The following is a 26,299-nucleotide window of genomic DNA, read 5'->3' as shown; positions in this document are numbered from 1 at the left end:
AATAATTGATATAATCAGAACAATATTCTTTTAGAGCTTCAAGTGCCTTATGTGTTAGATTTAAATAGCATATAAGGCATTTCTTTTTATATACACATTATTTGGGAAAAGAGGAGAAGGGTATGGCTCAAAATGCAAAGATCACGGTTCATCCTTTATATGAGGTAGGTCCTATCTCTGAGAGGTTATTCTCAGCGTTTATGGAACCTATAGCCTAAAGTCCCGTCATTTTATACCAAGGTTTGATCATGTCGGGACATTTACACCCATGAACTCATAGAGTTCACACTGCTTTGCTGTTATCTCAGATAGATGATGTGCCTTTCCAGGCTGCTGATAATACTCGATAGTATCCAGTTCATCAAGTAATGACTGGATTGTGAACTTGTTAAACAAGCCATTTTCATCCATCTGCTTTTTGATATAAGACACCATCTGAAGTGCTATAAAAATTTAACTGATAAATTCGGACGCCATTCCAGGGTATTAAGTCCGTATGAAATGTAAATAAGTGTATGTAATTTCAATCTCATTGCGCAAGCGCACAATCGATTGAGAATTGCATACACTTTTTTTGCATCTGTTTATTTTTGCGAATGAATGAGCAGACGGACAAACTTTCATGTTCATCTGTCGACGCTCAGGAGCAAATATCCAGGTGTGTTTTCTGAAAAAACATAGAAAGATAATATGGTAAAATAAATCGTTATTAAATAAAAAATAATTCAAGATTATAAAACCGAAGATCTTTTTCCCGGTACTTATTAGTAGAACCAGGGAAAGGAGGAGAGCGGTTTCGACAACTATAGTAAAAATATTGAATGGAGATATGGAGAATGGATGAAAAGTTGAAAAGAGCCATCGAGGAGATGGCTGAGGGAAGAGAAGAGGGCTTTAATGCGGTATATTCTGCTACATACAATCATGTTTATTTTCGTGCAAAGGCATACATGAAGGATGAAGCTGATGCGCAGGACCTTACACAGATTGTATATATTGAGGCCTACAAGAACATAAAGAGCCTGCAGAATGCGGAGTCTCTTTTCGGATGGTTGGACGGAATCTGCCATAATCAGGGAATGAAAATTTTTCGTAAGAAAAAGGATGTGCTTCCAAATGTTGATGAGGAAGGAAAGGATATCTTTGAGACACTTGAGAGTAATGACATTACATCGCTGCCTGAATTATCGACAGACCAGAAGGAAACAAGCAGGATTATTCAGGAATTTATAGGTGAACTTCCGGAGGTTCAGAAGGCTGCTGTCATCGCATATTATTTCGACGGTTTTTCAGTCGGAGAAATTGCGCAGATGCAGGACTGTTCAGAAGGAACGGTTAAGAGCCGCCTGAACTATGCCCGAAAATTCCTTAAGGATAAGGTTGAAGGAACGGAAAAACGCGACGGTATCAGACTTCATGTTGTTGCACTTCCTACATTGTACTATGCAATCAAGCTTATGTCCGAGAATACAAAGCTTTCAGCTAAAGCTGCAGAGGGCATCTACGTAGGAAGCTGTGCAAAGGTCGGCCTTACACCCGGAGCTATTGCGCTCGGTAATGCAGGAGCAGGTATGTCAGCAAAAATGGCTGTGTCGGGAGCTGTAAAGGTGGCAGAGGCAGGATCTGCTGTTGGAGCTAATGCTGCAGTGGCTTCTTCAGGTGCCGGTGCAGCTGTCGGTTCAGGTGCGGCGGCAGGAATAGCAGGCTCTGGTATTGCAGGTGCGGCAGGAACAGCAGCTGCTACAGGTGCAGGATTATCCCTAAGTGTTAAGACATTGATCATAGCGGGGGCAATTCTGGTGGGAGCAGGCGCCGGGGCTGGTGCGACATATTATGCTGTTAAACAGAGTTCGCAGGAAGCTGAGATTATTGAAGATGAAGGGGATGTTGATTCAGAAGAGATAACGAATCAAGATGCTGATGAAAACCCGAATAATGATACAGAGAAAGTGGCGGAGTCTCAAACTAATGACATGGAAGATGATTCAGCTAGTGAAAAAGCTCTGAAAGAAGCACTAGAGGATGAAGAAGTAAAAAATAAAGAGGCAGAGGATATTGTTCTGTCTGAGAGTGCAAAAATACAGATTGTTGATGCTGTTGGGTATTTTTTGCAATTCGGATTACCTGAATCTGATTATGTTACGGGGGCAAGATATTATGCAGTGGAAACGTTATATATAAATCCGGCAGGAAAAGCAGGTTTTCCATGGAAAGAATCAGACAAATTAGATGCTCAGTTTATAAAAGATTTTTATAATTCTTTGGGTATTACAATACCAGATGATTATGATTACGATGATGATGGTGTTACGCCAGATTCTGATAATGTATTTGGACAAGTGGATTTTCCTGAAGATTATATTGTTTTCAAAAATCTTGATATAACGAACAATGGTGATGGGACTTATATTTTAAATGGTCAATATAGTTGGGAATCACCATATTTTGAAACAAGCGATAGTAATGATATTATTTCGTTTACCGCAAAGGCTGTAAGTGGTGGGAATCCTGAGATATTTGACGGACTTATTATTACTGAGTTCAAAGAAGCAGAGGATGATCCAATCAAAAATGAAGATTCTGCGAAGACAGATGATAAAGAACTGTATGAAAAATTCCTGGCAAACTCGGTTCCGGTTCATTTTTCTTCGAGAAATAATAAGGGAGATGTCAGTTATCTTGATTTATCAAGCTATTATGAGCAGGATTTATATCTTGATGAGCTTATTGATGCAGTAGTTGGATATCTTCGAAAGGACTGGGGTGAAGAATTTGTTATTCTGGAAGAAGTCGATTATGCATATATAGATTGTGGAGATGATGGAATCCCGGAATTGGCACTTCATATAATTAGTCCAGTACCGGATATTGAACCCTGGAATGAATATATAGTAATTAAAAACATAGATGGAAGGCTGGAGACTATTTATTCAAATATTGCATGGAGCAGATACACTATAGAAATGAACGAGTACGGCTATATTTCATCTTCTGGTAGTGGCGGAGCATATAGCAACGGTAAGGAGAACGGTTTTCTTAACAAAGAAGGAAATTATTATGACACATACATTAACGATGTAGAAATAAATCCTGAAACGAATGAAGAAACGGATAATGTAACGGGAATGTCCGAAGAAGAAAGTAGTGCAATAGGTTTAACACAGAAAATAAAGGATGGAAAAGTACCAGTTTGGATGAAACTAAAATAAACTTTCACAATCCGGGAATCTTAAGATATTCTTAAAGATTTCCGGATTCTTTTTTGTGCAAAAATTTTTTGAAAGATTTTTCAAAAATATAAAACCGAATCAAAACTCGCCGGTACTTATAGATAGAACAACATAATACAATACGGAGGGAGAAAAGCATGAAGAAAACAATTATTTTTACAATCACATTACTTGCAATTTGCATCACTGGCTGCGGAAAGAAGTATGATGAGAGTCCGCTGAGTCTTGCAGAAGGGTACAATGCAATAATCAGTGAGGCAAAGGCTGATGGCAGGGAAGAGGAAATTTATGAAATGCAAAATGCCATACAGTCTGAGTATGAGGCAGATATGAAGAAGAGAGCGGAAGAGGAAGCAGAGGTTGAAGCGCAGAAACAGGATCCTCACCCAGAGTGGCTTGTCGATACGACTGAAGTCCATATTGGAACAATTGAAGAAAATGGAATTGGGTACGGAGTTGTGGCACCGGTACCTAGGAAACTCATTGAATACAGAGAAAATCTTCTAAAAGGTGTTGGTCGTGAAATATATAGTGAGGATGTCCTTCCGGGATATAAGAGCTTTGCAAACCTGGATGGAGCTAATATAAATTCAAATGGGGTACACTCTATCAATGTAAAATCTGAGCATGATGGTTATTTTGATCATCATAATGAGAGTGGAAGAGCAGTTAAGGATTTTGCCGATGATGATGTGTTTGGGATTTTTTCGGAAACTGATCATGTAGACAGGGCAAAATCAACCGTCATACGAAAGGACGGATTTATTTATGTATTTCAACGTGAAGATGCTGTTGTTGATGAAAAGTATGGTGTATCAAAGACATTAAAATTTTACATAATACTTCCCGGAGATGAAACGGATACATATTATGTTCATGCAATTGGTGGAAGAGTATCAATAAACACGCTATATGATGTTAAAGATGCTGCGGATTATGCAGAGGAGTATGTTCAGCTTTTCCAAAAAGAACTTAAGATTGTAGAAGGTGCAGATGTCGAGGCAGCGAAAAACTTACGATAAATTTGAAGTGAAAAGCAAGGTTGCTAGATACCTATAAAACTATGTTGTGATATAATTAACAGGTTGTATGAGGACAGAACATAAGAAAAATGTTCAAGAAATTCGCTTTTTGCGGATGCCTGGAATTAAAAAGAAAAGAGGGAAATGAAGATGAAGAAAAGTGGTTTACTAAAAAAAGCGGGAGCATTGCTTCTGGCAATGTCTATGACAGTTGCATCTTTTAGCACATTTGCTCCTGAGACAAAACTTACGGCTAAGGCAGCAGGTGAAACACAGGATACTGCAACTATACTAACGCCTAATTCGGAATGGACAGCATGGACACCACTTGTTGATGAAGGAACACACTTCTACAAAGTGGTTTTGACCGAAGATGGGGAGTTTACATTAAGTGCTGCATTTAAGAATTGTTATGGAGTGAGCGCATTTCTTCGTAAAGAGAAGAACACGGATATCTTGTGTCATGTACAAACTATTTTCGGGACAGAAGAAGATGCTCCTGTGACAGAATCCGATAAACGTGTTTTATCAGCGGGAACTTACTACATTGAAGTTACTGGAAAGGGTGTCAGAAATAAAGATAAGGGCAATGGTTACCAGAATTATAAGATACAAATAGGCTTTAATGGTTTTGGAGTATCTGAAACAAATGAAGATAGTTATGATAATCCGAAGAAATATGTTATTAACTCAGTAGTTACAGATTCCGGTACAAGTACAGATCAGGTAGATTGGTATAGATTTAGTATTGATAAGGAAGGGAAATACACATTTAATATTACAATTTATGGAACCTATGAGACATCTCAATTTGAAGCAAAAATCTATAATTCCGATCTTACTGAAGAAAAGTTATCACTAAAAGGTGGAAATCACGATGAGTCAGGTGTTAATCGAACAGGAGAATTATACCTTGTGCCTGGTGTGTATTATATAAAAATAAATGCTAAAGACACAAAATACTCTTTTTCTGTAAAGGGATCTACTATCGAAGCGAGTAAAGTAACCAAAGTGAAATCTTCAAAGAAGAAAAAGGCAGATGTTACCTTTAAGGAAACTACAGGTGTTAGCGGCTATCAGATCCAGTACTCAACAGACAAAAAATTTAACAAGAAAGTTAAAACAAAAACATTCAAGGCTGAAAAGACTGAAAGTGCAGGAAATAGCAAAAGGAAGGTTACAATAAGCAAGCTTAAGAGACATAAGAAGTATTACTTCAGAGTAAGAACTTATGTTGAAAATAACAATGCCAGATTCTATTCAGATTGGTCAAAGGCAAAGAGTGCAAAAATAAAGTAAATGAAATAAACTATCAAAATCCGGAAATCTCGTAGGTTTCCGGATTTTTTATGCAACAATCTCATCCAATCACAATTATATATAAAATTGGATAACGAATTTTAGGATAAATTATTACCATATATCAGATGTTTTGTGGTACAATGGAAAAGTTGTATGACATTTTAAACCTAAAGTCTCGTCATTTTATACCAAGGTTTGATCATGTCGGGACATTTACACCCATGAACTCATAGAGTTCACACTGCTTTGCTGTTATCTCAGATAGATGATGTGCCTTTCCAGGCTGCTGATAATACTCGATAGTATCCAGTTCATCCATGGAATGTGTTTGTATTTGCCAAACAATAATGCTACCTACAAGTTTCAATAAATATTAATCTCAGATAAAATTTGATGTTAAGTAAGCAGTCCGCACATTTTATTGCGGGCTGTTTTATTTTTTTGATACAATATTATTATCGATATTACGTTAGCGATTTATGTTCTTTATGAGGAGGAACTGCTATATGGCTTGGTATGACGAGGCAATATTTTACCACATCTATCCGCTTGGACTTCTTGGCGCGCCCAGGGAAAATTCCTACGACTCGGTAACCCACAGACTAAAGGAACTTAATCCGTGGATAGATCACATCAAGGAGATAGGCTGTAATGCCCTTTACATAGGACCACTTTTCGAGTCGGTGGGTCATGGCTATGAGACTACTGATTACAGGAAGCTTGATTCCCGTCTCGGTGATAATAATGATCTTAAGATATTTGTGAAGAAGTGTCATGACAGCGGAATAAGAGTTATTCTGGATGGCGTGTTTAATCACACGGGAAGAGATTTCTTTGCGTTTAAGGACATTAAGGAAAACAGGGAAGGCTCCCGCTATAGAGACTGGTACTGCAATGTCAATTTTGGTGGAAATAACGAATATAATGATGGTTTCTCCTATGATAACTGGGGAGGCTACAACCTTCTTGTAAAGCTTAATCAGAGAAACCCCGAGGTGAAGGACTACATCTGTCACACGATCCGCTTCTGGGTTGATGAATTCGATATAGACGGAATAAGGCTTGATGCTGCGGACGTGCTGGATTTTGATTTCATGAAGGCACTCAGAGAAGTGGCAAATGAGGTTAAGCCTGATTTCTGGCTTATGGGAGAGGTTATTCACGGCGATTATTCCAGATGGGTTAATGACGGAACCCTCCACTCAGTAACTAACTATGTTATGCATAAGGCGCTGTATTCAGGCCATAATGACCATAACTATTTTGAGATAGCCCACACCCAGAGGAATCTTGAGGGTATGCATGCCAGTGGCGGAAGCGGCTTTAAGCTCTATAACTTTGTGGATAACCACGACGTTGAGAGGATTTATACGAAGCTAAATAACAAGGCGCACTTTACGCCTGTTCACATTCTTCTCTATACACTTCCGGGAATTCCTTCTGTTTATTATGGTTCGGAATTCGCAATTGAGGGTAGGAAGGAGCAGGGCTCTGACGCTTCCTTAAGGCCTGCGTTAAATATCAGGGACTATAAGGATGCGGTAAAGGATAATCCTGCAACAAAGCTTATAGCAGCCCTTGGAAAGGTAAGAAAGGAAAATCCGGAGCTATCCTATGGCGATTACAGGGAGCTTTTACTTAATAACAGACAGTTTGCATTCTCAAGAAGCTATAATGGAAAAACGGTTGTTGTTACGGTAAATAATGATGACAATGACTTTGGTATGACTGTTCCTGTCGGCGATGCACCTGAGTATATGGGCGCTCTGTCGGGAGAAAAGGTGCCTGTTAACAACGGATGCATACAGGTAAATATTAAGGCTAATTCAGGAGAGATATGGGTTCCTGTCTGCAAGGGTGATAAGAAATCTGCTGCCGGAAAACCTGAGGTGGTTAAGGAAGCTGGAAAGGTTTCCGGTAAGATATCAGAGCCTAAACCGGAGAAAATAAAGGAAACAACGAAAGAAAAGGCTGAGCCTTCAAAGGATAAAAAGAAGGAGGAGAAGCCCGCGGAGAGCATCGCACCTGTGCAGCCGGTACAGGAGGAGAAAGCCAAAGGCTCTTATGAGGATGGCGTTATCGATGGCTTACAGGAAGCAATCATCGCTATCATGGAGAAAAATGGATACGTAACAGATCAGATGAGAAATGATGTTTATAACAACAGACATCACGAATCTTTAGTCAACTGGGTAAAAAGCTTCATTCGCTAAGAAAAAAGCCCTGCACTGTGAATGAATCAGTGCAGGGTTTTATATTTGGTGGATGCTTCTCCATCAACATTATATTTTGAAAACGATTTTGAAAAGAATCCTTTGTAGGATGAAGGAGCAGCGTTTCCTTTCATAAGATCATCCACAAAGCTGTCCATGCTGTATTTTAAGCTATACATGGCCTGTGCCATTTTTGTCATTATGGCCATGGCATCGCGGTGATTCTCCTCCATATAAAGATCTATTTCTGTCATGGTGATTCGCAAAACCACGACATCCGAATATGCAACGGCAGTATAGATCGCAGGCTTTTGCGCGAGTAATCCTACCTCACCAATAAAGGAGTCCTTTGACTGTATGCCAAGAATCGTTTCCTTTTTGGTGCGGTAGCCGGTGTAAAGCTCTACATGTCCGCTGATTATTTTATACATATCCATGGACACTTCGCCTTCCCGGATAATGACGGTTCCTTCGGGGATTTTCATCATCATAATAGTTATTCCTCGCTTATTACAATCTCACAGGAGAGTTCCTTGTGAGGTTTACGGTTTGAAGTAGCTTATAGCCTCTGTCATGTTGGATGCCAGATCCTGAAGGTTACTTGCTGCTTCTGTGATGATCGTGAAGGTAGCGTTGAGCTCCTGCATGGAGGCGTTGGTTTCCTCGGCGGAAGCTGCATTTTCCTGTGATACTGCGGACAGATCGGAGATGATATTAACAAGCTGATCCTTGGCTGCATTCAGCTCCTCGATTCGGGATGAGATATTCTCTGTACTCTCTGCCACGTTATCTACGTTATCCGCCATGCTCTGCATGTTGGTCTTTGTGTCATCAAGCTGTGTTTCCTGAACCTCGAAGTTGGAGTTCAGCTTATGCATAACCTCTACGGATGCTTCTGAATCCGCTACAAGCTTGTCGACGATCTTCTTGATTTCATCTGCGCTGTCACTACTCTGAACAGCCAGCTGGCCAATCTCTGTAGCTACAACAGCGAAGCCCTTTCCCGCATCACCTGCTCTTGCAGCCTCGATGGAGGCGTTGAGGGACAGGAGATTAGTCTGTGATGCGATGCTTGTGATGGCCTCTGAGAACTTGGAGATCTCTCTTGCTGATTCATTGGTGGAATCAATGGTCTGGCCGATCTCACGAACTGATGCCTGAACTTCATTACTCTGTGCAATAAGTCTGTTCAGGGCGTCCATAGCTGCTATGCAGGATTCCTTCATCTGCTTTGCATAATCCTGAAGCTGATTTACATTGTCAGTTACAACATCGATATTGTTGCCCATTTCCTGGGTGTTGCCTGCTGCGTTTTCTACGCTCTCAGCCTGGGAAACGGCGCCCTTTGAAATCTCGTCGATTGCTTCACTTACCTGACCTGAAGCCTGGGATGCCTGGCTGGCTGAATCGGACAGGTCTGAGCCTGATTTTTTCAGCTCGTTTGACATGTCCATGGTGGTTCTTATTACGGTACCAAGCTTATCACTAAGGGTCTTGGCACCATCTGCCAAAAGACCGATTTCATCATTTCGTGCAACGGAGGTTTCATCTATGTTGAGCTTGAGATTACCCTGTGAGAGACTACCAAGCTCATCAGCAATGGCGCGCATTTTAACGGAGATTTTGCTGGCGATAATATAACCGATAATGGAAAGGATAATTACAAGGGCAGCAGCGATAATGACCATTGTGAGAATGATCTTGGTTATTCTTGCTTCCACGTCATGAACGGCGCGGCCTGCAAATACCATTCCTGCTATGGATCCGTCGGATTGGAGCATGGGAGCATAGTAGATGTAATATCTTTCGTCAGTGCCCTGAATCTGGGACTTTATAGCATAATATTCAGATTTTGTTTTGAGTACATGGTCAGCTATATCAGTAGAGCACTTATAACCGGTCAGTCTTGTTCCGTTATTGGTAACGGTTGTAAGGACCTGGGTATCCCCATAGAAAAGGGAATACTCGATTCCTGTTTTTTCATGGAGCTCATCCATAAGATCCTGATATTCCCCCATGATGTTTTCTTCGCCCTTGTAAACATCACCATTTACATAGGACCAGTCACCATCCCATACAGAATTCATCTCGCTCTGGAGATGCTCAGCACCGATCTTCAATTCCTCTTCGATCATATCGTTGTAGGTGTTGGTGATCTCAATAGAGCTGATAATTGTGAGAAGTGCGGAAATTCCAATTATTGCACCTATTGCCACAAGAATGAGATTTTGTATAAGCTTACCCTTCCTTACCTTCGCCTCCATATATGCCTCCATTTTTGAAAACAAAGTTATATATTTGCTATTTTATTTTACACCCAGCCGATTATATTTGTTTGTAATACGAGCAAAAGTTATCAATTTTTAATAAATATATATTTCTTTAATAAATAGAGATAATGTATCTGCTTAAAAGGATTTGTGATACAATTGGCATTATGAATTCAAAGACAATAAAACTTTATGATGAAAATGCATACAGCACAGCCTTTACTGCGAAGGTTTGCAGCTGTGCACCTGATGAAAAACGAGAAAACACCTTTACTGTCGTACTTGACAAGACGTTGTTTTTCCCTGAGGAGGGCGGACAGACACCGGATAAGGGTGTGATTTTTGCGCTAACGGATGAGGATCTGCAAAAGCTGAAGGCGGAAGACGACTCCTTCCTTAAGGACGACAGGGTGATCAGGGTTCTGGACGTTCAGATTAAGGACGAGGTTATCTATCATTATCTTGATAAGGAGATTCCTGAAGGAACTTCAATTTACGGGAAAATCGACTGGGAGCACCGCTTCTCCAATATGCAGCAGCACTCCGCAGAGCACATTTTCTCCGGAATAGTTAATTCAAGATTCGGATATGACAACGTGGGATTCCATCTCAGTGATTCCATCGTGACCATGGACTACAGCGGACAGCTCTCGGAGGAGGAGCTTAAGGATATTGAGAAGAGCGTAAACCGCGCAATCTATGAAAACCGCGAGATAAGGACCTGGTATCCCAGCTCCGATGAGCTCTCTGACATCAATTACCGCAGTAAGAAGGAGCTTACAGGAGCTGTCAGAATAGTTGAGGTTGACGGCTACGACATCTGTGCCTGCTGCGCACCCCATGTGAAAAGAACAGGCGAAATCGGAATCCTGAAGCTTATAACATCACAAAATTATAAGGGCGGAACAAGAGTCAGCATTCTGTGCGGCTTCAGAGCCCTTGAGTATTTTTATAATGAGCACTCTATGATACAGAAGCTTGCCGGCGAGATGTCCACGGGAATAGAGAATGTCCCTGCCCAGTTTAAGAAGCAGCAGGAGGAGATGGGTGAACTTAAGAGGAAGCTCTCCGAAGCCTGCGAGAAGCTTTTACTTAAGGAAGCGGACGCACTTCCTGCGGATGCTAAGAACGCCTGCCTGTTTACAGATGGCGGAACAGATGCCAATGTAATAAGAAGAGTCGTTAATACCCTTGTTGCTGATAAGGGCGGCTACTGCGGCATATTCTTTGGGAGTGATGATGAGGGCTACAGATTTATCATCGGCTGCGGAGAAGGCTTAAACAGTAACGACGTGCTTGCTGAGCTTCGTAAGAACCATGAGGTTCGCGGCGGCGGAAAGCCTGTAATGGTGCAGGGAAGTATTGAAGGAGCAGGTGAAAAGGATATAAGGGCCGTTTTTGACAGCTTATCCTGATGTGGTTTTTATAGGGGCTGATCAGCCCTGTGTTTTGAGGAGTAATTATGAAAAATAAAGGGGAGTTCGGGTTGGGACTTATAGACGGAATCCCAATCTGTCTTGGATACCTGGCGGTGTCCTTTGCTTTCGGAATTCAGGCTTCGGAAGCGGGACTGTCCGTTTTTCAGGCATCGCTAATGTCACTTACTAATGTAACCAGCGCGGGCCAGTTTTCATCACTTGATCTTATTCGCTCAAATGCTGCCTTCGCTGAGATGGCGCTGTTGCAGCTGGTTGTTAACCTTAGATATATGCTCATGAGTACAGCGCTTTCACAGAAGCTCTCATCCAAGGTGGACACCCTTAAGAGGTGCATGGTCGCCTACGGTGTTACAGATGAGATATTCGCCCTTAGCGTAGTGAGAAAGGGAAGACTTAATCCCGCATATTCCTACGGACTTATTGTGGTTTCTGTTTTTGGCTGGGTTATGGGAACCTTCCTTGGCGCCTTCGCCGGACAGATAATGCCCCAGAGACTTATAAGCGCCCTGGGACTTGCCATATACGGAATGTTCCTTGCCATCATAATTCCAGAGGCAAGAGAAAAAATGTCAGTATTTCTGGTGGTTGCAGGAGCCATGGCTATGAGCACTGTATTTACTTATGCTCCTGTTTTGAAAAATATATCATCAGGCTTTAGAATAATTATAGTAACAGTCGTGATCGCAGGTGCAGCCGCTGCTCTTGCCCCTAAGGAAGAGGAGGAGACAGCAGATGCATAACGTTTACGGATATATACTTGTAATGGCGGTTGTGACCTATCTTATAAGGATGCTTCCGCTCACACTGATTAGGAAGGACATAAACTCACGCTTCGTGAAGTCCTTCTTGTACTACGTGCCCTACGCAACACTGGCAGCTATGACTTTTCCTGCAATACTCCACGCATCGGATGACATGAGAGCGTCAATTGCGGGCTTTGCGGTGGCTATTATTCTTTCTTTTAGAAAAAAGAGCCTCCTCACGGTTGCTGTCTGCGCCTGTGCGGTAGTATTTGTTGCAGAACTTTTCTTGATTCCCTGATTTGGAGGTAAATATGCATATTGGAACAGGTTATGACGTTCACAGATTAGTAGAGGGCAGAAAGCTCATTCTCGGAGGGGTGGAAATCCCATATGAAAAGGGCCTTCTTGGTCACTCTGATGCGGACGTGCTTCTTCATGCCATAAGCGATGCGCTCCTTGGGGCAGCAGCTCTTGGTGATATCGGTAAGCACTTCCCGGATTCAGATCCCAAGTACAAGGGAGCTGATTCCTTGAAGCTTCTTTCAGAGGTTGGAAAGCTTCTTGAGGAGAACAGATATTTAATAGAAAACATTGATTCAACTATTTTGTGTCAGGCGCCCAAGCTCAGACCTCACATAGATACCATGCGCCAGAACATCGCGGATGCACTTGGCATAAATGTGGAGCAGGTGAGCGTTAAGGCTACAACCGAGGAAGGCCTTGGCTTCACAGGCGCCGGCGAGGGTATCGCAGCTCAGGCAGTCTGCCTTATTGAGAGCCCCATCGCCTATTACACAAAAAATGTGACCTATCAGACAGGCGAGGCACCCCAGGGTAGCTGTGAGGAATGCCCCGGATGCTCTAAGCTTAAGCGCGACGAATAAAGTCCATCGGAGATAAGATATGGAAGAAAATGAAATGAATATCCCGGAGCATGGCGAAGCTGCATTACAGAGCGATAACAGCGCTTTGTCGGGGAGTGGTGATACAGGGCTTGACCTGGCAGCGATTATCAGAGATAATTTCGGAGTTCCGGGCGAACCCATGAACAGATACAGCCCGCTTGCGCTGGCGTTTATGGGTGACAGTGTGTATGAAATCGTCATCAGAAGCATGGTTGTTCAGGAGGCCAACAGACCTGCGGGACAGCTTAACAAGATGAAGATCAAATATGTAAACGCTGCTGCACAGGCTAAGATAATAGAGTATCTCGAGCCCAGGCTCACGGAAGAAGAGAGCGAAGTGTACAAGCGCGGAAGAAATGCGAAGTCATATACCAGTGCCAAGAACCAGAGCGTCACTGATTATAGAAAGGCCACCGGACTTGAGGCCCTCTGCGGTTATCTCTATCTTAAGGGAGATATGGCGAGGCTCCTTGAGCTTTTGAAGGACGGTGTGAGTGTAATAGAATGAGAGATAATTTTAATGAAAGCTCCTCACTTACAATTGAGGGTAGAAATGCGGTAATCGAGGCTCTTAGAAGCGGAAGGACAATCGATAAGATTTTCATACTTGATGGTTGTCAGGACGGTCCTATCGCTACTATCAGAAAAGAGGCCAAGAAGGCCGGAATCATGATGAAGTTTGTCAGCAGAGACAGACTTGACCAGATATCCGAGACCGGTGCGCACCAGGGTGTTATCGCTTATGCTGCGGCTTACGATTACTCTGAAATGGATGACATCTTTAATCTTGCTGAGGAAAAAGGTGAAGCGCCCTTTGTTTTCCTGCTTGATAATATCGAGGATCCTCACAATTTAGGTGCGATCATAAGAACCGCCAATATCGCCGGTGCTCATGGCGTGATCATTCCTAAGAACCGCGCGGTTGGTCTTACTGCGACAGTTGCCAAGACCAGTGCAGGTGCGCTTAACTACACACCTGTTGTAAAGGTAACAAACATGGCCAGAACCATCGAGGAGCTCAAGAACCGCGGCATGTGGTTTGTCTGCGCCGATATGGACGGCACAACAATGTATGACCTTGATCTCAAGGGCTCAATCGGCCTTGTAATAGGAAACGAGGGCTCAGGTGTCAGCAAGCTCGTCCGTGAAAAGTGTGACATGATTGCTGCTATTCCCATGAAGGGTGAGATCAATTCTCTTAATGCTTCAGTGGCAGCAGGCGTTCTCGGTTTTGAAATTGTAAGACAGCGTGGCTTTAGCAAATAATAAAGGATATACCTATGGCAAAAATATCCATGGATGAATCCGATGAGGAGCTTATAACAAGGCTTCGCGAGGGTGAGTCCGACGTAACCGATTATATAATGAATAAATATAAGGATATGGTTAAAAACAAGGCTGCGTCCATGTATATTCTGGGAGCGGACAAGGATGACCTTATTCAGGAGGGCATGATAGGGCTTTTCAAGGCAATCAGGGACTACGATCCCGGAAGAGATGCCAGCTTTAAGACCTTCGCTGACCTGTGTGTGTCGAGGCAGATTTATACTGCAATTCAGGCATCCAATAGGAAAAAGCATGCGCCCTTAAATAGTTATATTTCTCTCTATGCCAAAATGGACGGCCATGATGAGGATAAGGATTTTTCCCTGGATCAGGTTCTCGAGGACATGAATGACAGAAACCCTGAGGCCATGATGATCGATAAGGAGAACACCAGGGATATCGAGGAGTTCATAGAGAACGGTCTTAGTGATTTTGAAAAATCCGTTTTGGAGCTCCACATGACAGGAATGAGCTATGTTGAAATAGCCAAGGTCCTCGGCCGTGATGAGAAGTCCACGGACAATGCACTGCAGAGATTAAAGAACAAAATTCGCAAATATCTGAACCAGAGCACAAAAGAGCAGTGAAGGCATTTTGAACGCTTTGGGGGATGAAAATTGAAAAATGTTCTTGCGATTATAATCACATTATGCTACAATAAACAAGCTGTTGTGATAAAACAGTAAAAGTAACTAAAGTATAATATTGAAAAATATTAAGAATCATTGATATAAAAGAGGTGAGAAGATGAGACAGGATATTCAGCCCGAGTACTATCAGGCAACAGTTACCTGCAACTGCGGTAACACATTTACAGTAGGTTCAACAAAGAAGGAGATTCACGTAGAAATCTGTGCTAAGTGTCATCCTTTCTATACAGGAACACAGAAGGCTACTGCTGCTCGCGGACGTATTGATAAGTTCAACCGTAAGTATGGCATGACTTCTAACAACTAATTACTGGAAATGCAAAGAGGTTGAGGCAGACGCCTCGGCCTCTTTTTTTTCTTCTTACGAAGAAAAAAAGAGATTTGTTTGATGCACACTCGCGCGATAGGAATTTGTTGCATACAGCAAACGCGTCTACGTTCCACTTCGGTCGTTGCAAAGCAGATGTCCCCCGGACATCTTGCAACGGCGCGAGAATGTCGCAAGCGAAATTCTAATAGAGTTATGAATTATTAAACTCTTTTATGGGAGGCTACTATGGCAAAGAAAAAGATAAATCATTACTCCGGAATTGGCGGACAGGCTGTTCTTGAGGGTGTAATGATGCGCAATAAGGATATGTACGCTGTTGCTGTAAGGAAGGAAGACGGCGATATCGCAGTGGAGGTTGATCACTACCTCGGTAAGGCTGAGAGTCTTGGAGTATCACATATTCCCTTTATAAGAGGAGTATTTGTTTTCTGGGATTCACTTGTTCTTGGTATGAAGTCTCTTAACTACTCAGCTTCACTTTTCGGAGAGGAAGAGATCGCTTCATCTAAGGATCCCATAGCTGCTGAGAGTAAAGAGAAGCTCGCCATGAGCATTACATCTGTAATAGCCTTCGTAATGGCAATCGGAATTTTCATGGTGCTTCCTTATTATCTGAGTTCTCTGTTTTCAAGTCACATCAGAAACAACTCACTTATGGTGCTTCTTGAGGGACTTCTGAGAATTCTGATCTTTGTGATTTATGTGCTTCTTATCTCATGCATGAAGGATATCAGGAGACTTTTCAGATATCACGGCGCAGAGCATAAGTGCATCAACTGCCTTGAGAGAGGTAAGCCTCTTACACTTGAAAATGTTAAGGCAAGTACCAGACTTCATAAGCGATGCGGAAGCAGCTTCCTTTTGTTCGTAATGCTTGTGAGCATCATTTTGTTCTTCTTTATAAGAGTTGAGTCTATTCCGCTCAGAATACTTGTAAGAATAGCGCTTATTCCTGTTATTGCAGGTATTTCCTATGAGATCATAAGACTTGCCGGAAGAAGCAATAATATTATCATGAGAATTATTTCAGCGCCCGGTATGCTTCTGCAGATGCTGACTACAAGAGAGCCTGATGATGATATGATCGAGGTCGGAATGAAGTCAGTTGAGGCTGTTTTTGACTGGAAAGAGTTTTTATCCGATTCCTTTGGATATAAGTTTGAGGATGAGGAAGATATTGCTCAGTGAAGAGATAATTTTTGAAATTTTGTAGAGGATTTATTCAGGATGGAGTACGCATTACTTTTTAAAGAGGGAGAGGAAAAACTTAATAGTGTCGGCATTTCAGAAGCTTCCCTGGATGCGAGGCTTCTTCTTGAGCATGTGTGCGGAACAAGCCACAACACACTTTTATCCCATGGAGATATGGTGGTTGAGGATGAGAAGGTTTTTGCGTACAGAGAGATGATAGCTAAGAGGATGGAGAGAGTTCCGGTGGCCTATATCACAGGCAGCTGCGAATTCATGGGCATTGAGTTTGATGTTACAGGCGATGTCCTTATTCCCAATCAGGATACAGAGACTCTTGCTGAGGAGGCGCTTCGTTATATTCATGACGGCATGAGCGTGATGGACCTTTGCACAGGCTCCGGTTGCATTGCTCTTAGCATTCTTAAATACACCAATGATACCAAGGCTGTTGGAACTGACCTTTCAGAGGCAGCGCTTTCAATAGCTGAGAAAAATGCAGAGAAGCTCGGTATGACCGACAGATTTAAGACTGTTAATACCGATCTTTTCCCGGAGACAGAGGAGAAGTTTGATCTTATAGTTTCAAACCCTCCCTATATACCGACTAAGGTTATCGAGACCTTGGAGCCCGAGGTTAAGACCTACGAGCCCTATATGGCCCTTGATGGAAGCGAGGATGGCCTTGTTTTTTACAGAAGGATCGTTCCCGGGGCTAAGGACTTTTTATACAAGAGTGGCTATCTTCTTTTGGAGATAGGCTACGATCAGGGACCTTCCGTTAAGGAGCTTATGGAACAGAACGGATATAAGGATGTTCAGGTTATCAAGGACCTTGGCGGAAACGACCGCGTGGTCAGCGGATGCTTCTATTAGCTGCGCAAGTATTAGTGTTTTCGTCCTTTAGGACGGGGATGAGAAGAACACACCTATTAAAGCCTTCTCCCTGGGAGAAGGTGGTGCGAAGCGCCGGATTAGGGGAATACTAGCAAGCTAAGGAGAATAAAATATGTTCAATAAGTTAGAAGATATAGTTCGCAGGTATGAGGATATAACCATGGAACTCGGCGAGCCCGGTGTGGCTTCCGACCAGAATCGTTTCAGAGCTCTCATGAAGGAGCAGAGCGACCTTCTGCCCATACTTGAGGAATACAATAAATATAAAAAGTGTAAGGAAACAATTGCTGACAGCGAGGAGCTTTTGTCAGCAGAATCTGATGAGGATATGAAGGAGATGCTTCGCGAGGAGCTCTCAGAAGCAAAGAATGAGCTTCCTGAGATTGAGCAGCGCCTTAAGGTTCTCATGATTCCCAAGGACCCTAACGATGATAAGAATGTTATCGTGGAGATCCGCGCAGGTGCAGGCGGAGACGAGGCTGCACTTTTTGCATCAGATATGTACCGTGTCTACACCAGATATGCTGACAGACACGGCTGGAAGATAGAGACTATGTCTGTGGAGGATACAGGAATTGGCGGAATGAAGTCCGTTAGCTTTATGCTTTCAGGAACCGGGGCTTATTCAAGACTTAAGTTCGAGAGTGGCGTTCACCGCGTTCAGAGAATTCCGGTGACTGAGTCCGGAGGAAGAATTCATACCTCAACCATCACAGTGGCTATCATGCCCGAAGTAGAGGATGTTGAAGTTAATATCGATATGAACGACTGTAAATTCGATGTTTTCAGAGCTTCCGGTAACGGTGGACAGTGCGTCAACACCACCGATTCTGCCGTAAGACTGACACATATTCCCACAGGAATCGTAATCTCCTGTCAGGATGAAAAGAGCCAGATTAAGAACAAGGCTAAGGCTCTCAAGGTACTTCGTGCAAAGCTGTTTGATCTTGAGATGCAGAAGGCTCATGATTCCGAAGCAGCTCTTAGAAAGAGTCAGGTAGGAACTGGTGACAGATCCGAGAAGATCAGAACCTACAATTTCCATCAGGGAAGAGTGACAGATCACCGCATCAACCTCACTCTTTACAAGATTGATTCCATTATGGATGGCGATCTTGAGGAGCTGATCGATGCTCTTACAACCGCAAGTCAGGCTGAGAAGCTTGCCGGAATGAGCGAATAATAATGACTAATAAAGCCTTCGGTGCGTGTACTTTTAGTACAGGTGCCGGAGGTTTTTTCGTGAATTAATTATTCAGTGATTTTAGAATATTTTAATTAAATTATTATTTTATAGTGGTGGCGTTGTTGCTACAATGATTGTAGCTATGGAAACGGATTGCCCATAGGGCAGGAGGCCGCCATGAATGAAGATATGAAGAAGGAACTGATAACCTGGGGAGTTAACTGGGACGATGTCAAGGACAGGTTCATGGGAAATGAGGATCTTGTCGAGCGGTTTATGATCAAATTTTTGAAGGACAAGAGCTTTTCAGATCTGACTTATGGTATGGAGAAGAAGGATGCGAAGGAAGCCTTCGCCGGTTGTCATTCCTTAAAGGGTGTCACCGGTAATCTTGCACTTGATGCCATGAAGGAGGATGTTCTGGAACTGACGGAGATTCTGAGGAAGGGATCGCTGGAAGGGGCAGAGGAGAGGTATCAGAGGATCAAGAAATCCTACGATGACCTCATTGAAATTTTGAAAAAATACAAAGTATAACAGAAAAAGCCCGGCACAGTGTGCCGGGTTTTGCAATAGTCATTAGTGCATTGCAAAAAGAAAGCTCTGCTCTTGCTTTGCTCGTCAGAGCAACTCACCAATATTCGCCAAGTGAAGGGGACGTTAGCAGGTTACCACGATTCCGCCATCGCCGGCGTAGGTGGTTGCAACACCTGCTCCATCAACGATCAAAACATTCTTGAAGGTAAGCTTTGAAAGGATGAGGTTCTTAACAACCTCAGCTCTCTCGTAGCAGTTAATATGTGTGATCATAAGAGTCTTTTCTTCTGAATTCTTGGTGCGCTTTGCAACAAGCTCAGTCATCTTGATCAGGGCTTTTCTCATGCCTACACCCTGTCCCCACTGTGCAATCTCGCCTTCGATAGCGTAGCACACGGGCTTGATGTTAAGGGTAGTAGCAACGATAGCCTTCATACCTGTAAGTCTGCCGTTTTTCCTGAGTGTATCAAGTGAATCAAGAACGAAGTAGGTATCCATACCATCGCGGTATTCCTCAACCTTCTGCACAACCTCCTCGAAGGGAAGTCCTGCTTCTGCATATTCCATGATCTTAAATGCTACATTTGTCTGACCGCAGCAAGCGGATAATGAATCAAATACGTGGATGTTCTTTTCTCCAATGTCCTCGTGATAGATATCTCTGGCGAGGATAGCACTGTTGTAGCTTCCGCTAAGCTTTGATGAAAGTGTTACAACATAAATATCATCAGCGTCACATTCGTAAGCCTTCTTGTATCTGTCGGGAGAGGGGCACGCGGATTTAGCACAGGTCTCGCATTCAGCAACTCTCTTTATATAGTCGAGCTGATCAAAACTTTCATCATCAAGAACTGTATAATCCCCAACTGAAAGAATAAGCGGGATGATCTCAAAACGTTTGTCGGTGTGGTACTCAGCCGGCAAATCAGTACAACTGTCAACAACTATTTTATAACTCATATTTAAAATGTTCCTCCTGTTTGACCGCATTTGCTTTGTGTATAGAAAGCCGCGGAAACATGTAGTTTTTTATACGACATATTCTAGCATGAAAAGCAATGTGGGTAAATAAAGTGAGGGGGAGAAATTATTATTGGGGATATTTTGGGGGGATTCTTTCGGAATTCTTTTTGGAATTATTTTTGAGGATATTTTCGGAATTATTTTGTTTGGCTATAAGCCAATAATATTATTGGTGAATAATGTTATATATTGACAAATATATTATTTGATAATATTATGGTTAAGCCTTGAATGGCAATCTTATTTAATCTATGCGACTTAATAATTGTGATTTCGTCGCGATTTTCCAATGTTTATTGCATAGTCTGAATTAGTTTTCACCGCATGTGCACACCCTTTTTGTGGCGTAGCAGTTGTGTAGTGGTATTAAGAGCCCTGACTATGGCGCTATATTCTGTTTTTACGCGACTTTTATGTTTTAGAGCAATAGTCCCGTAGTAAGTTGATTTGAAAATTGCAGGCTTAAGTGTGTTACTGCTGAAAAATGGAAAAGTCACGTAGGATTCTGGGATTATTTTGAACATCGTACTTGAGAATTTGTGGAAACGGAACAATGTCTAGTAGGGAGGGGATTATTAAGAACGAAAACTACGTGAACAAGAGCTGAGCTAAGAAAAGGTCAAGTAGGATAGCGATGAAGGTCAATTTTGCCTACGCGATATGCATAAGAGTGGGGAAAAGGTCAAGTAAAAAGCGTTTAATATAGAAAGGAAGAATTATAAATGGAGAATTACAAAGAAAGTCTTGAAGCACAATTAAAGGAAATAGACTTGTTGATTGCAAAAACCGAAAAGCATTTGGAAAAGCTGAAGAATCTACCTGATAAAAGAATAGGGACAAGTAAGAGCAATGGATGTGATCAGTACTTTTGGATTGATAGAAATTCTAAAAAGCGCAAGTACGCAAAGACAAGTGAAATTCCTATGCTAAGAAAAATTGCTCAGAGAGACTATGAAGTAAAAGTAAATAGAAAGCTGAAGCGAATCAAGAAAAAGCTTGCTGACTTTATAGATCAGTATGATATTTCTGAGATAGAAAGAGCTTTTGAAAATATGTCGGAAGCCAGAAAGAAGCTTATTGTCCCGATAATTGAGCCTGATGAGTTGTTTATTCAGCATTGGAAGGAAGTGGAATATGAACCAATGGAATTTAGGGATGAAGCATCAATATTCTATACGGAGAAAGGGGTGAAGGTAAGGTCGAAATCTGAATTGCTGATAGCGAATGCCTTAGAGAAAAGAGGAATACCCTATAGATATGAGTATCCGATTAAGATAAAAGGAATAGGAAACGTGAGGCCGGACTTTACATGTCTTAATTGTAGAACAAGAAAAGAGTTCATCTGGGAACATTTTGGAATGATGGATGATATGGGATATGTAAACAGGAATATTCCTAAGCTCAATTCTTATGAGCAGAGCGGGTACTTTCCGGGAGAAAACATGATAACGACATTTGAAACCTCTCAGAATCCATTAGGTTCCGGAACAATAAAGATGATGATTGAAAAGTATCTTTTATAATAATATGTGTAAAACATGCTATAATTTAGTTTGTTTTATGAATACGAATTAGTTAAGGAAAAAGAATGATAGCTTTACAGATAAAAAACACAAAGCAGTTTATGTCAGCACTGCTGGCGTCGGAGGCTTTTGACGGATTTTTGCTTGATAGTGCTGAGCTTAAAACTGCCAATACCTACACCATAGATGGACATGTAAACAAGGATTTCTTCGGCGAGGACGATAAGCCGGAATATGACCTTTCTTCCTGGAAAAGCATGAGACCTGTGTGCTACGAGCTCATAAAGGGAAAACATACGCCTGTGTCCTTCAAATTTATACTGTGTCTTACTCCTGATAAAAAGGAAGAGCTTCTGGAAGCATCGCTGTCAGCCGTAGTATCATCCCTTGTTTTCATAATAAAATTTGCAGAGGGACACATTACTATAACAACCGGAGCTGCGCTGGCCGGATTTGCCCTTGATAAATCCTACGAGAAGATCTGGGATGAGTATATGAAGCGTTTTTTAGACAGCGCAAATTTGGAGTATGAGGAACTGTGAGTAAATTACAATCAGGAACCTAAGAACATAATCCTGATTGCCAACTGATAGATGTAAAGAAAAAGGAGGAAAGTATGATAAAAAGACCTGAATACATTAAGCCCGGATGCAGCATTGGAATTACAGCACCTTCCTTTGGTCCGTCAACAGAGCCCTATCGTTCCATGTATTTCTTTGCAAAGAAGAACCTTGAGAACAGAGGGTATAAGATTGTTGAAGGGGATACACTTTTTAAAACAGATGGCGTCGGTATCAACACCGATCCCAAGGTGGCAGCAGCTGAGCTTGTAGAGTTTTACAAGAGAAGCGATATTGATGCAATTATCTCTGCAGGTGGCGGGGAGCTCATGAATGAGACTATAACACATGTTGATTTTGAGAGTTTAAAGGACGTAAAACCAAAGTGGTATATTGGATATTCCGACAATACTAATTTCATTTTTCCGCTGGTGACAATAGCCGGAGTACAGGGAATATACGGTCCGTGCATTTCAGGCTTTTCGAAGAAGTGGGAGGAACCTGAGTTTGATGCGGTGGCACTTTTAGAGGGAACAAAGACAGAGTTTTCCGGTTATGAGAAGTATGTCAATCCCTTCCTGGAAAAACCGGAGGCTGAAAAATCAGAGGAGCCTGTAGATTACACCACTTTTAACTTCGATATTCCCTATGAATATAATTCTGATAAGGTGCTCACAAGCTATGTATGCGAGGGCGGAAAAGCTGTAAAGGCAGATCCCGACAAAGAGATTTCCATGGAGGGAATCCTTCTTGGAGGCTGCGTTGACGTACTTGCCAATCTTGTTGGAACTCGCTTTGACAATATGAAGGAATTTAATAAAAACCATAAGGATGTTATCTGGGTTCTTGAAGCCTGCGACCTCACGCCCATGAGCTACAGAAGAGCTCTGTGGAATTTAAGAGAGGCTGGATGGTTCGACAGTGCGAAGGGCTTCGTCATTGGCCGACCTTACACTGCCTTTGGAAAAGAGATGATGGGTGCAGACCACTACAACGCCGTGACAGCGGTGGTGGAAGAGCTCGGACTTCCTGTCATAATGGACGCGGACATCGGACATATCGATCCTATGATTCCTGTTGCGATGGGCGCAGAGGCTAAAGTTACTGCAAAGGGTAACGACCTTAAGATAAGCTACAAGTGATGTGCTGGCTCATTTTGCGTGAAAAGTCATACGTATTATTAAAAACCTGCTATGCTTTGTTGCGCAGCAGGTTTTTATAAGTTAGAATATTTTGCATGAACTCATTAGAATTTATTTTATGTTATCTGGGAATTATAAATGTCATAAGCTTTCTTGCCATGGGAAGTGACAAGAGAAAGGCCAAAAGGAATGCTTTCAGAACACCGGAATCTATCCTTTTTATTTTTGCGTTAATGGGTGGAAGTATAGGAAGTATTCTTGGGATGTATATTTTCAGGCATAAGACCAAGCACTGGTATTTCGTGGTTGGAATGCCGCTTATACTCCTGATTCAGATAGGAATCGTGGTGGCTATCAAGATGTCACCGGTGGAGGTGCTCTTTAGATAAGGGCGTCTTTGTGTGAAAAATGGAGTGCCATCAGCTTATGAGGGCGCTTTTGAAGTATAAAAATTGGGGTTGTAAAAGAAGATGCATATAGCAGTTTTTGATGACAATATAGCAGACAGAAAGCAGATGGAGCGCCTTTTGAGACGCCAGTCCGACAGATATCAGAAGGAAGGTAAGGAGCATTTTTATATTGATCTTTATGGAAATATTCAGGCTCTGATGCGCTTCCCTCAGCTTTATGACATTATTTTTATTGATATGTCTGAGCCTGAGTCGGAGGACAGCCGCTACAGGAACGGAATCGATGTTGCCAGAATCCTATTCGAAGCAGGCGGCATCAAGAATGTGGTTATGTGTTCAGGTAAGCATGATTACAAGGCCCTCGCAAAGGAAGAGGGGCTCTACGATAAGCTGCTGTTTTTGGAAAAAGCGATTAAGGTGAAGGACCTTGAGGCTATGCTGACAGAGTGCGAGACCCGCTTAGGAGATCCTGTACCAACTCTTGAGCTTCGTGGTGAAAAGGAAACCTTCTACGCTACTCAGGATGACATCGTCTGTGCTGAGATGATAGGAGAGCACCAGCTCACTGTTTACTTCACGGAGGGCAGACAGCTCGACGTAATCACTGATATCTATAATTTGTACGAACAGTGCGAGATATTCGATTCAATATGCCCCATTTCCCAGAACGCTTTGATAAACGTTCATCACATCAAGGACGAGGGCTTCAGCTGGGTTCTTATGGACAATGACAGGAAGGTCAAGGTTGCCTTTGCATACAGAGGTAATATCAAGGAAATCAGAAGACGCCTGGCTGCGAAGGCAAAGGCAGAGGAACGGAAATAAATATAAAGGCTGTGGATATGAGAGAAACACGAGTGATGTTTGTCATATTTCACAGCCTTTTTGTGCTATATTTGCAGTTGGTTAGCATATTCAAATGATATTATTTCTTTTGAAGCTGTATTCTTATAAGCAGCTTCGGAATGCATGAATTCAATAATATCGTTCTTAGTGAGTTTCCCTAACTTTTTGATGACTATATCGAGAATTTTCTTTTCATCATAAGAAAGAGAAGGAAATGTATTTTTGCCATTTAGTGAAAAATGATATGCTGTGGTTTCGCCCATATCAATTTCTTCGCAGGGGATTCCTTTTAAATCTATAATGGAATTATGACCGATTGGTACGGCACCCATTGGTAGAGATTGATAAGCCAAACCGGTTATTGCATATCCTCTTTCTTTATAGGATAGGGCATCGGCATACCACATCAGCTTCATGAGCTTGACTTTATATAAGTCCGTAACTTTTTGCGAAGCTGCGAAATATCGGATAACATCAACAACTTTATCCAGGGATAGAGATGCATTACCCTGGGCGATCTTATTTTCTTCGAATCTTGCATAATCCGCTTTGATCGCACGTCTTAAATAAATATCTCGCTCTGTTTCATATAGTTCGATGGCTGTACTGAGATATTTTTTATAAGCTGCTTCTGAAAAGCTACTTTTTGAATCTGTCAGTAATGATATGAACCACTCAGGATCAGAGTCGATTTTTCTTAGTATGGTGTCATGAGCTCTGTCCTGCACTTGATGAGTCTCGTATCTCGTAATGGTTTTTCCACCCCAGCCAAGAAGCATGCATAGATCACTTTGAGAAATTGCATATTTTGTGCGGATAGCAATAATCTCTTTGGAAGTCAATAAACCTAAAGCTTTTCTATAGGCGTCTTTAAGGGATATATCATTATCCTGCATCTGTGTTTCATCTGCATAGAATTCATCAGCTTTGTCGCAATAAGTGTACTGGGCTTGATAATTAACCTTTTGACCTTTGAAAGTCTGCGTTTCATCGATTAAAACATATTTGACTATGTGTTCTTCCATGCAACAGGTACATAGACGGTGCTCAGTTTTTAGAGTTTTTATTTTCATGATTGTGCCTCTCTTTCCTATAGGGAAACATTTCTGGACTAAAAGCCTTTTCGGCGAAATGGAATGACATTACAAATGTAGTCGGATGACCATAGATGCCAAGGATTTCTACACGTATTTTTATATAGACATCTTCATCATTATAAGCTTTTCCAAACTCTCGCATATCACTACGCTTGGGAAATCGTATATCTTTCACTGTTTGGATATAATCTTCTGTGGTAAGAGTAAGCAGTTCTCTTTTTAATGCTTCAGAAGGATTTTCATCTGGAAAAAGGGTGCTGACGGTATACTTGTTTGTGTATTTTTCGTCGCGCATATCATCAACCCGGCGTTGTATCTGAAACTCTATTTTTGCCCCATTGTCTAATGCGTACTTAAGGTTTTGAATATAAGAGGTTACTTCGAGTTCGCTTTCTATATATGAGACTGAATCTAATGACATAAGTTACTCCTAAAAGGTATCAATTGATACCATCATAA

At 42.0% G+C, this 26,299-nt stretch carries 27 protein-coding genes; 21 read left to right on the top strand and 6 right to left on the bottom strand.

The genetic code is table 11. The annotated features are described in order from the left end of the window. Window positions 1-246: 246 nt before the first annotated feature. Complete coding sequence (locus tag G601_RS0106635; protein ID WP_207638027.1) at window positions 247-432, bottom strand: hypothetical protein; 186 nt, start codon at window positions 430-432, stop codon at window positions 247-249. Window positions 433-836: 404 nt separating this feature from the next. On the opposite strand from G601_RS0106635, the gene G601_RS24820 reads away from it, so the two are divergent. From G601_RS24820 to G601_RS0106610, 4 genes are all read left to right on the top strand, one after another. Then, the gene (locus tag G601_RS24820) at window positions 837-3,209 is read left to right on the top strand and encodes an RNA polymerase sigma factor (RefSeq protein WP_196808828.1); all 2,373 of its coding nucleotides are present in this window, start codon (window positions 837-839) and stop codon (window positions 3,207-3,209) included. A gap of 158 nt (window positions 3,210-3,367) precedes the next feature. Then, window positions 3,368-4,252 carry a hypothetical protein gene (locus G601_RS0106625; protein ID WP_026493312.1) on the top strand — a complete coding sequence of 295 codons (885 nt, stop codon included), beginning with the start codon at window positions 3,368-3,370 and terminating at the stop codon, window positions 4,250-4,252. 150 nt (window positions 4,253-4,402) lie between these two features. Continuing rightward, the gene (locus tag G601_RS0106620) at window positions 4,403-5,551 is read left to right on the top strand and encodes a hypothetical protein (protein ID WP_035790419.1); all 1,149 of its coding nucleotides are present in this window, start codon (window positions 4,403-4,405) and stop codon (window positions 5,549-5,551) included. Window positions 5,552-6,060: 509 nt separating this feature from the next. Then, a complete protein-coding gene (locus G601_RS0106610; RefSeq protein WP_026493314.1) occupies window positions 6,061-7,767 on the top strand; it encodes an alpha-amylase family glycosyl hydrolase in 1,707 nt (568 codons plus the stop codon). A 26-nt stretch (window positions 7,768-7,793) separates the two neighbouring features. Here the strand turns inward: G601_RS0106610 and G601_RS0106605 are convergent, their stop codons facing one another. Both G601_RS0106605 and G601_RS0106600 read right to left on the bottom strand, forming a co-directional pair. Then, entirely contained in the window at window positions 7,794-8,258 is a 465-nt protein-coding gene (locus G601_RS0106605) for a Crp/Fnr family transcriptional regulator (protein ID WP_026493315.1), read from the bottom strand. 51 nt (window positions 8,259-8,309) lie between these two features. Further along, the gene (locus G601_RS0106600; RefSeq protein WP_026493316.1) at window positions 8,310-10,031 is read right to left on the bottom strand and encodes a methyl-accepting chemotaxis protein; all 1,722 of its coding nucleotides are present in this window, start codon (window positions 10,029-10,031) and stop codon (window positions 8,310-8,312) included. Window positions 10,032-10,204: 173 nt separating this feature from the next. Between G601_RS0106600 and G601_RS0106595 the strand changes: the two genes are divergently transcribed. The 12 genes from G601_RS0106595 (at window position 10,205) to G601_RS22245 (ending at window position 19,239) form a co-directional block, all read left to right on the top strand. After that, complete coding sequence (locus tag G601_RS0106595) at window positions 10,205-11,452, top strand: alanyl-tRNA editing protein (protein WP_035787278.1); 1,248 nt, start codon at window positions 10,205-10,207, stop codon at window positions 11,450-11,452. 44 nt (window positions 11,453-11,496) lie between these two features. After that, complete coding sequence (locus G601_RS0106590) at window positions 11,497-12,216, top strand: AzlC family ABC transporter permease (protein WP_442852392.1); 720 nt, start codon at window positions 11,497-11,499, stop codon at window positions 12,214-12,216. Next, window positions 12,209-12,517, top strand: a complete 309-nt coding sequence (locus G601_RS0106585; RefSeq protein ID WP_026664887.1) for an AzlD domain-containing protein — start codon at window positions 12,209-12,211, stop codon at window positions 12,515-12,517. The genes G601_RS0106590 and G601_RS0106585 overlap by 8 nt, the downstream gene beginning before the upstream one ends. Before the next feature lie 13 nt (window positions 12,518-12,530). After that, a complete protein-coding gene (ispF, locus tag G601_RS0106580; protein WP_026493320.1) occupies window positions 12,531-13,103 on the top strand; it encodes a 2-C-methyl-D-erythritol 2,4-cyclodiphosphate synthase in 573 nt (190 codons plus the stop codon). A gap of 19 nt (window positions 13,104-13,122) precedes the next feature. Further along, a complete protein-coding gene (locus tag G601_RS0106575; protein WP_242834389.1) occupies window positions 13,123-13,632 on the top strand; it encodes a Mini-ribonuclease 3 in 510 nt (169 codons plus the stop codon). Further along, window positions 13,629-14,390, top strand: a complete 762-nt coding sequence (gene rlmB / locus G601_RS0106570; protein ID WP_026493322.1) for a 23S rRNA (guanosine(2251)-2'-O)-methyltransferase RlmB — start codon at window positions 13,629-13,631, stop codon at window positions 14,388-14,390. The genes G601_RS0106575 and rlmB overlap by 4 nt, the downstream gene beginning before the upstream one ends. A 14-nt stretch (window positions 14,391-14,404) precedes the next feature. Next, window positions 14,405-15,037, top strand: a complete 633-nt coding sequence (gene sigH, locus G601_RS0106565) for an RNA polymerase sporulation sigma factor SigH (RefSeq protein WP_026493323.1) — start codon at window positions 14,405-14,407, stop codon at window positions 15,035-15,037. Between the two features lie 160 nt (window positions 15,038-15,197). Then, a complete protein-coding gene (rpmE, locus tag G601_RS0106560) occupies window positions 15,198-15,407 on the top strand; it encodes a 50S ribosomal protein L31 (RefSeq protein ID WP_026493324.1) in 210 nt (69 codons plus the stop codon). Between the two features lie 249 nt (window positions 15,408-15,656). Beyond that, window positions 15,657-16,619 (top strand): DUF1385 domain-containing protein, encoded by a 963-nt coding sequence (locus tag G601_RS0106555; protein ID WP_026493325.1) that lies wholly within the window; start codon window positions 15,657-15,659, stop codon window positions 16,617-16,619. 39 nt (window positions 16,620-16,658) lie between these two features. Beyond that, a complete protein-coding gene (prmC, locus tag G601_RS0106550; protein WP_026664886.1) occupies window positions 16,659-17,495 on the top strand; it encodes a peptide chain release factor N(5)-glutamine methyltransferase in 837 nt (278 codons plus the stop codon). A gap of 133 nt (window positions 17,496-17,628) precedes the next feature. Next, entirely contained in the window at window positions 17,629-18,699 is a 1,071-nt protein-coding gene (gene prfA / locus G601_RS0106545) for a peptide chain release factor 1 (RefSeq protein ID WP_026493327.1), read from the top strand. Window positions 18,700-18,879: 180 nt separating this feature from the next. Next, window positions 18,880-19,239: an Hpt domain-containing protein gene (locus tag G601_RS22245; protein ID WP_051205649.1), complete on the top strand. Its 360-nt coding sequence runs from the start codon at window positions 18,880-18,882 to the stop codon at window positions 19,237-19,239. Between the two features lie 123 nt (window positions 19,240-19,362). Here G601_RS22245 and G601_RS0106535 read toward each other — a convergent pair whose 3' ends face one another. Further along, the gene (locus G601_RS0106535) at window positions 19,363-20,199 is read right to left on the bottom strand and encodes a DegV family protein (protein WP_026493328.1); all 837 of its coding nucleotides are present in this window, start codon (window positions 20,197-20,199) and stop codon (window positions 19,363-19,365) included. Between the two features lie 785 nt (window positions 20,200-20,984). On the opposite strand from G601_RS0106535, the gene G601_RS24815 reads away from it, so the two are divergent. From G601_RS24815 to G601_RS0106505, 5 genes are all read left to right on the top strand, one after another. Continuing rightward, window positions 20,985-21,785 carry a hypothetical protein gene (locus G601_RS24815; RefSeq protein WP_051205648.1) on the top strand — a complete coding sequence of 267 codons (801 nt, stop codon included), beginning with the start codon at window positions 20,985-20,987 and terminating at the stop codon, window positions 21,783-21,785. A gap of 65 nt (window positions 21,786-21,850) precedes the next feature. Beyond that, on the top strand, window positions 21,851-22,327 hold the full coding sequence (locus G601_RS0106520) for a DUF5721 family protein (protein ID WP_026664885.1): 477 nt from the start codon (window positions 21,851-21,853) through the stop codon (window positions 22,325-22,327). 74 nt (window positions 22,328-22,401) lie between these two features. Then, window positions 22,402-23,487: a S66 family peptidase gene (locus G601_RS0106515; protein WP_081673415.1), complete on the top strand. Its 1,086-nt coding sequence runs from the start codon at window positions 22,402-22,404 to the stop codon at window positions 23,485-23,487. 95 nt (window positions 23,488-23,582) lie between these two features. Continuing rightward, window positions 23,583-23,876: a DUF1294 domain-containing protein gene (locus G601_RS0106510; RefSeq protein WP_026493331.1), complete on the top strand. Its 294-nt coding sequence runs from the start codon at window positions 23,583-23,585 to the stop codon at window positions 23,874-23,876. Window positions 23,877-23,957: 81 nt separating this feature from the next. Continuing rightward, complete coding sequence (locus G601_RS0106505) at window positions 23,958-24,722, top strand: hypothetical protein (RefSeq protein WP_026664883.1); 765 nt, start codon at window positions 23,958-23,960, stop codon at window positions 24,720-24,722. A gap of 65 nt (window positions 24,723-24,787) precedes the next feature. Here G601_RS0106505 and G601_RS0106500 read toward each other — a convergent pair whose 3' ends face one another. Both G601_RS0106500 and G601_RS22235 read right to left on the bottom strand, forming a co-directional pair. Beyond that, the gene (locus tag G601_RS0106500; protein ID WP_035787249.1) at window positions 24,788-25,816 is read right to left on the bottom strand and encodes a type II TA system antitoxin MqsA family protein; all 1,029 of its coding nucleotides are present in this window, start codon (window positions 25,814-25,816) and stop codon (window positions 24,788-24,790) included. After that, entirely contained in the window at window positions 25,791-26,261 is a 471-nt protein-coding gene (locus tag G601_RS22235; protein WP_035790418.1) for a hypothetical protein, read from the bottom strand. Before G601_RS22235 ends, G601_RS0106500 begins: the two co-directional genes overlap by 26 nt. Between the last annotated feature and the right edge of the window lie 38 nt (window positions 26,262-26,299).

Source organism: Butyrivibrio sp. FC2001 (assembly GCF_000424125.1).
Lineage (GTDB): Bacteria > Bacillota > Clostridia > Lachnospirales > Lachnospiraceae > Butyrivibrio.
This window is presented reverse-complemented; position numbering and strand designations above follow the sequence as displayed.

Excerpts from the sequence above, each read along its gene's own strand:
- G601_RS24820 (WP_196808828.1), top strand. The coding sequence starts at position 837 with ATGGATGAAAAGTTGAAAAGAGCCATCGAGGAGATGGCTGAGGGAAGA.
- G601_RS0106625 (WP_026493312.1), top strand. The coding sequence starts at position 3,368 with ATGAAGAAAACAATTATTTTTACAATCACATTACTTGCAATTTGCATC.
- G601_RS0106620 (WP_035790419.1), top strand. The coding sequence starts at position 4,403 with ATGAAGAAAAGTGGTTTACTAAAAAAAGCGGGAGCATTGCTTCTGGCA.
- G601_RS0106610 (WP_026493314.1), top strand. The coding sequence starts at position 6,061 with ATGGCTTGGTATGACGAGGCAATATTTTACCACATCTATCCGCTTGGA.
- G601_RS0106605 (WP_026493315.1), bottom strand. The coding sequence starts at position 8,258 with ATGATGATGAAAATCCCCGAAGGAACCGTCATTATCCGGGAAGGCGAA.
- G601_RS0106600 (WP_026493316.1), bottom strand. The coding sequence starts at position 10,031 with ATGGAGGCGAAGGTAAGGAAGGGTAAGCTTATACAAAATCTCATTCTT.
- G601_RS0106595 (WP_035787278.1), top strand. The coding sequence starts at position 10,205 with ATGAATTCAAAGACAATAAAACTTTATGATGAAAATGCATACAGCACA.
- G601_RS0106585 (WP_026664887.1), top strand. The coding sequence starts at position 12,209 with ATGCATAACGTTTACGGATATATACTTGTAATGGCGGTTGTGACCTAT.
- ispF (WP_026493320.1), top strand. The coding sequence starts at position 12,531 with ATGCATATTGGAACAGGTTATGACGTTCACAGATTAGTAGAGGGCAGA.
- G601_RS0106575 (WP_242834389.1), top strand. The coding sequence starts at position 13,123 with ATGGAAGAAAATGAAATGAATATCCCGGAGCATGGCGAAGCTGCATTA.
- rlmB (WP_026493322.1), top strand. The coding sequence starts at position 13,629 with ATGAGAGATAATTTTAATGAAAGCTCCTCACTTACAATTGAGGGTAGA.
- sigH (WP_026493323.1), top strand. The coding sequence starts at position 14,405 with ATGGCAAAAATATCCATGGATGAATCCGATGAGGAGCTTATAACAAGG.
- rpmE (WP_026493324.1), top strand. The coding sequence starts at position 15,198 with ATGAGACAGGATATTCAGCCCGAGTACTATCAGGCAACAGTTACCTGC.
- G601_RS0106555 (WP_026493325.1), top strand. The coding sequence starts at position 15,657 with ATGGCAAAGAAAAAGATAAATCATTACTCCGGAATTGGCGGACAGGCT.
- prmC (WP_026664886.1), top strand. The coding sequence starts at position 16,659 with ATGGAGTACGCATTACTTTTTAAAGAGGGAGAGGAAAAACTTAATAGT.
- prfA (WP_026493327.1), top strand. The coding sequence starts at position 17,629 with ATGTTCAATAAGTTAGAAGATATAGTTCGCAGGTATGAGGATATAACC.
- G601_RS22245 (WP_051205649.1), top strand. The coding sequence starts at position 18,880 with ATGAATGAAGATATGAAGAAGGAACTGATAACCTGGGGAGTTAACTGG.
- G601_RS0106535 (WP_026493328.1), bottom strand. The coding sequence starts at position 20,199 with ATGAGTTATAAAATAGTTGTTGACAGTTGTACTGATTTGCCGGCTGAG.
- G601_RS24815 (WP_051205648.1), top strand. The coding sequence starts at position 20,985 with ATGGAGAATTACAAAGAAAGTCTTGAAGCACAATTAAAGGAAATAGAC.
- G601_RS0106520 (WP_026664885.1), top strand. The coding sequence starts at position 21,851 with ATGATAGCTTTACAGATAAAAAACACAAAGCAGTTTATGTCAGCACTG.
- G601_RS0106515 (WP_081673415.1), top strand. The coding sequence starts at position 22,402 with ATGATAAAAAGACCTGAATACATTAAGCCCGGATGCAGCATTGGAATT.
- G601_RS0106510 (WP_026493331.1), top strand. The coding sequence starts at position 23,583 with ATGAACTCATTAGAATTTATTTTATGTTATCTGGGAATTATAAATGTC.
- G601_RS0106505 (WP_026664883.1), top strand. The coding sequence starts at position 23,958 with ATGCATATAGCAGTTTTTGATGACAATATAGCAGACAGAAAGCAGATG.
- G601_RS0106500 (WP_035787249.1), bottom strand. The coding sequence starts at position 25,816 with ATGAAAATAAAAACTCTAAAAACTGAGCACCGTCTATGTACCTGTTGC.
- G601_RS22235 (WP_035790418.1), bottom strand. The coding sequence starts at position 26,261 with ATGTCATTAGATTCAGTCTCATATATAGAAAGCGAACTCGAAGTAACC.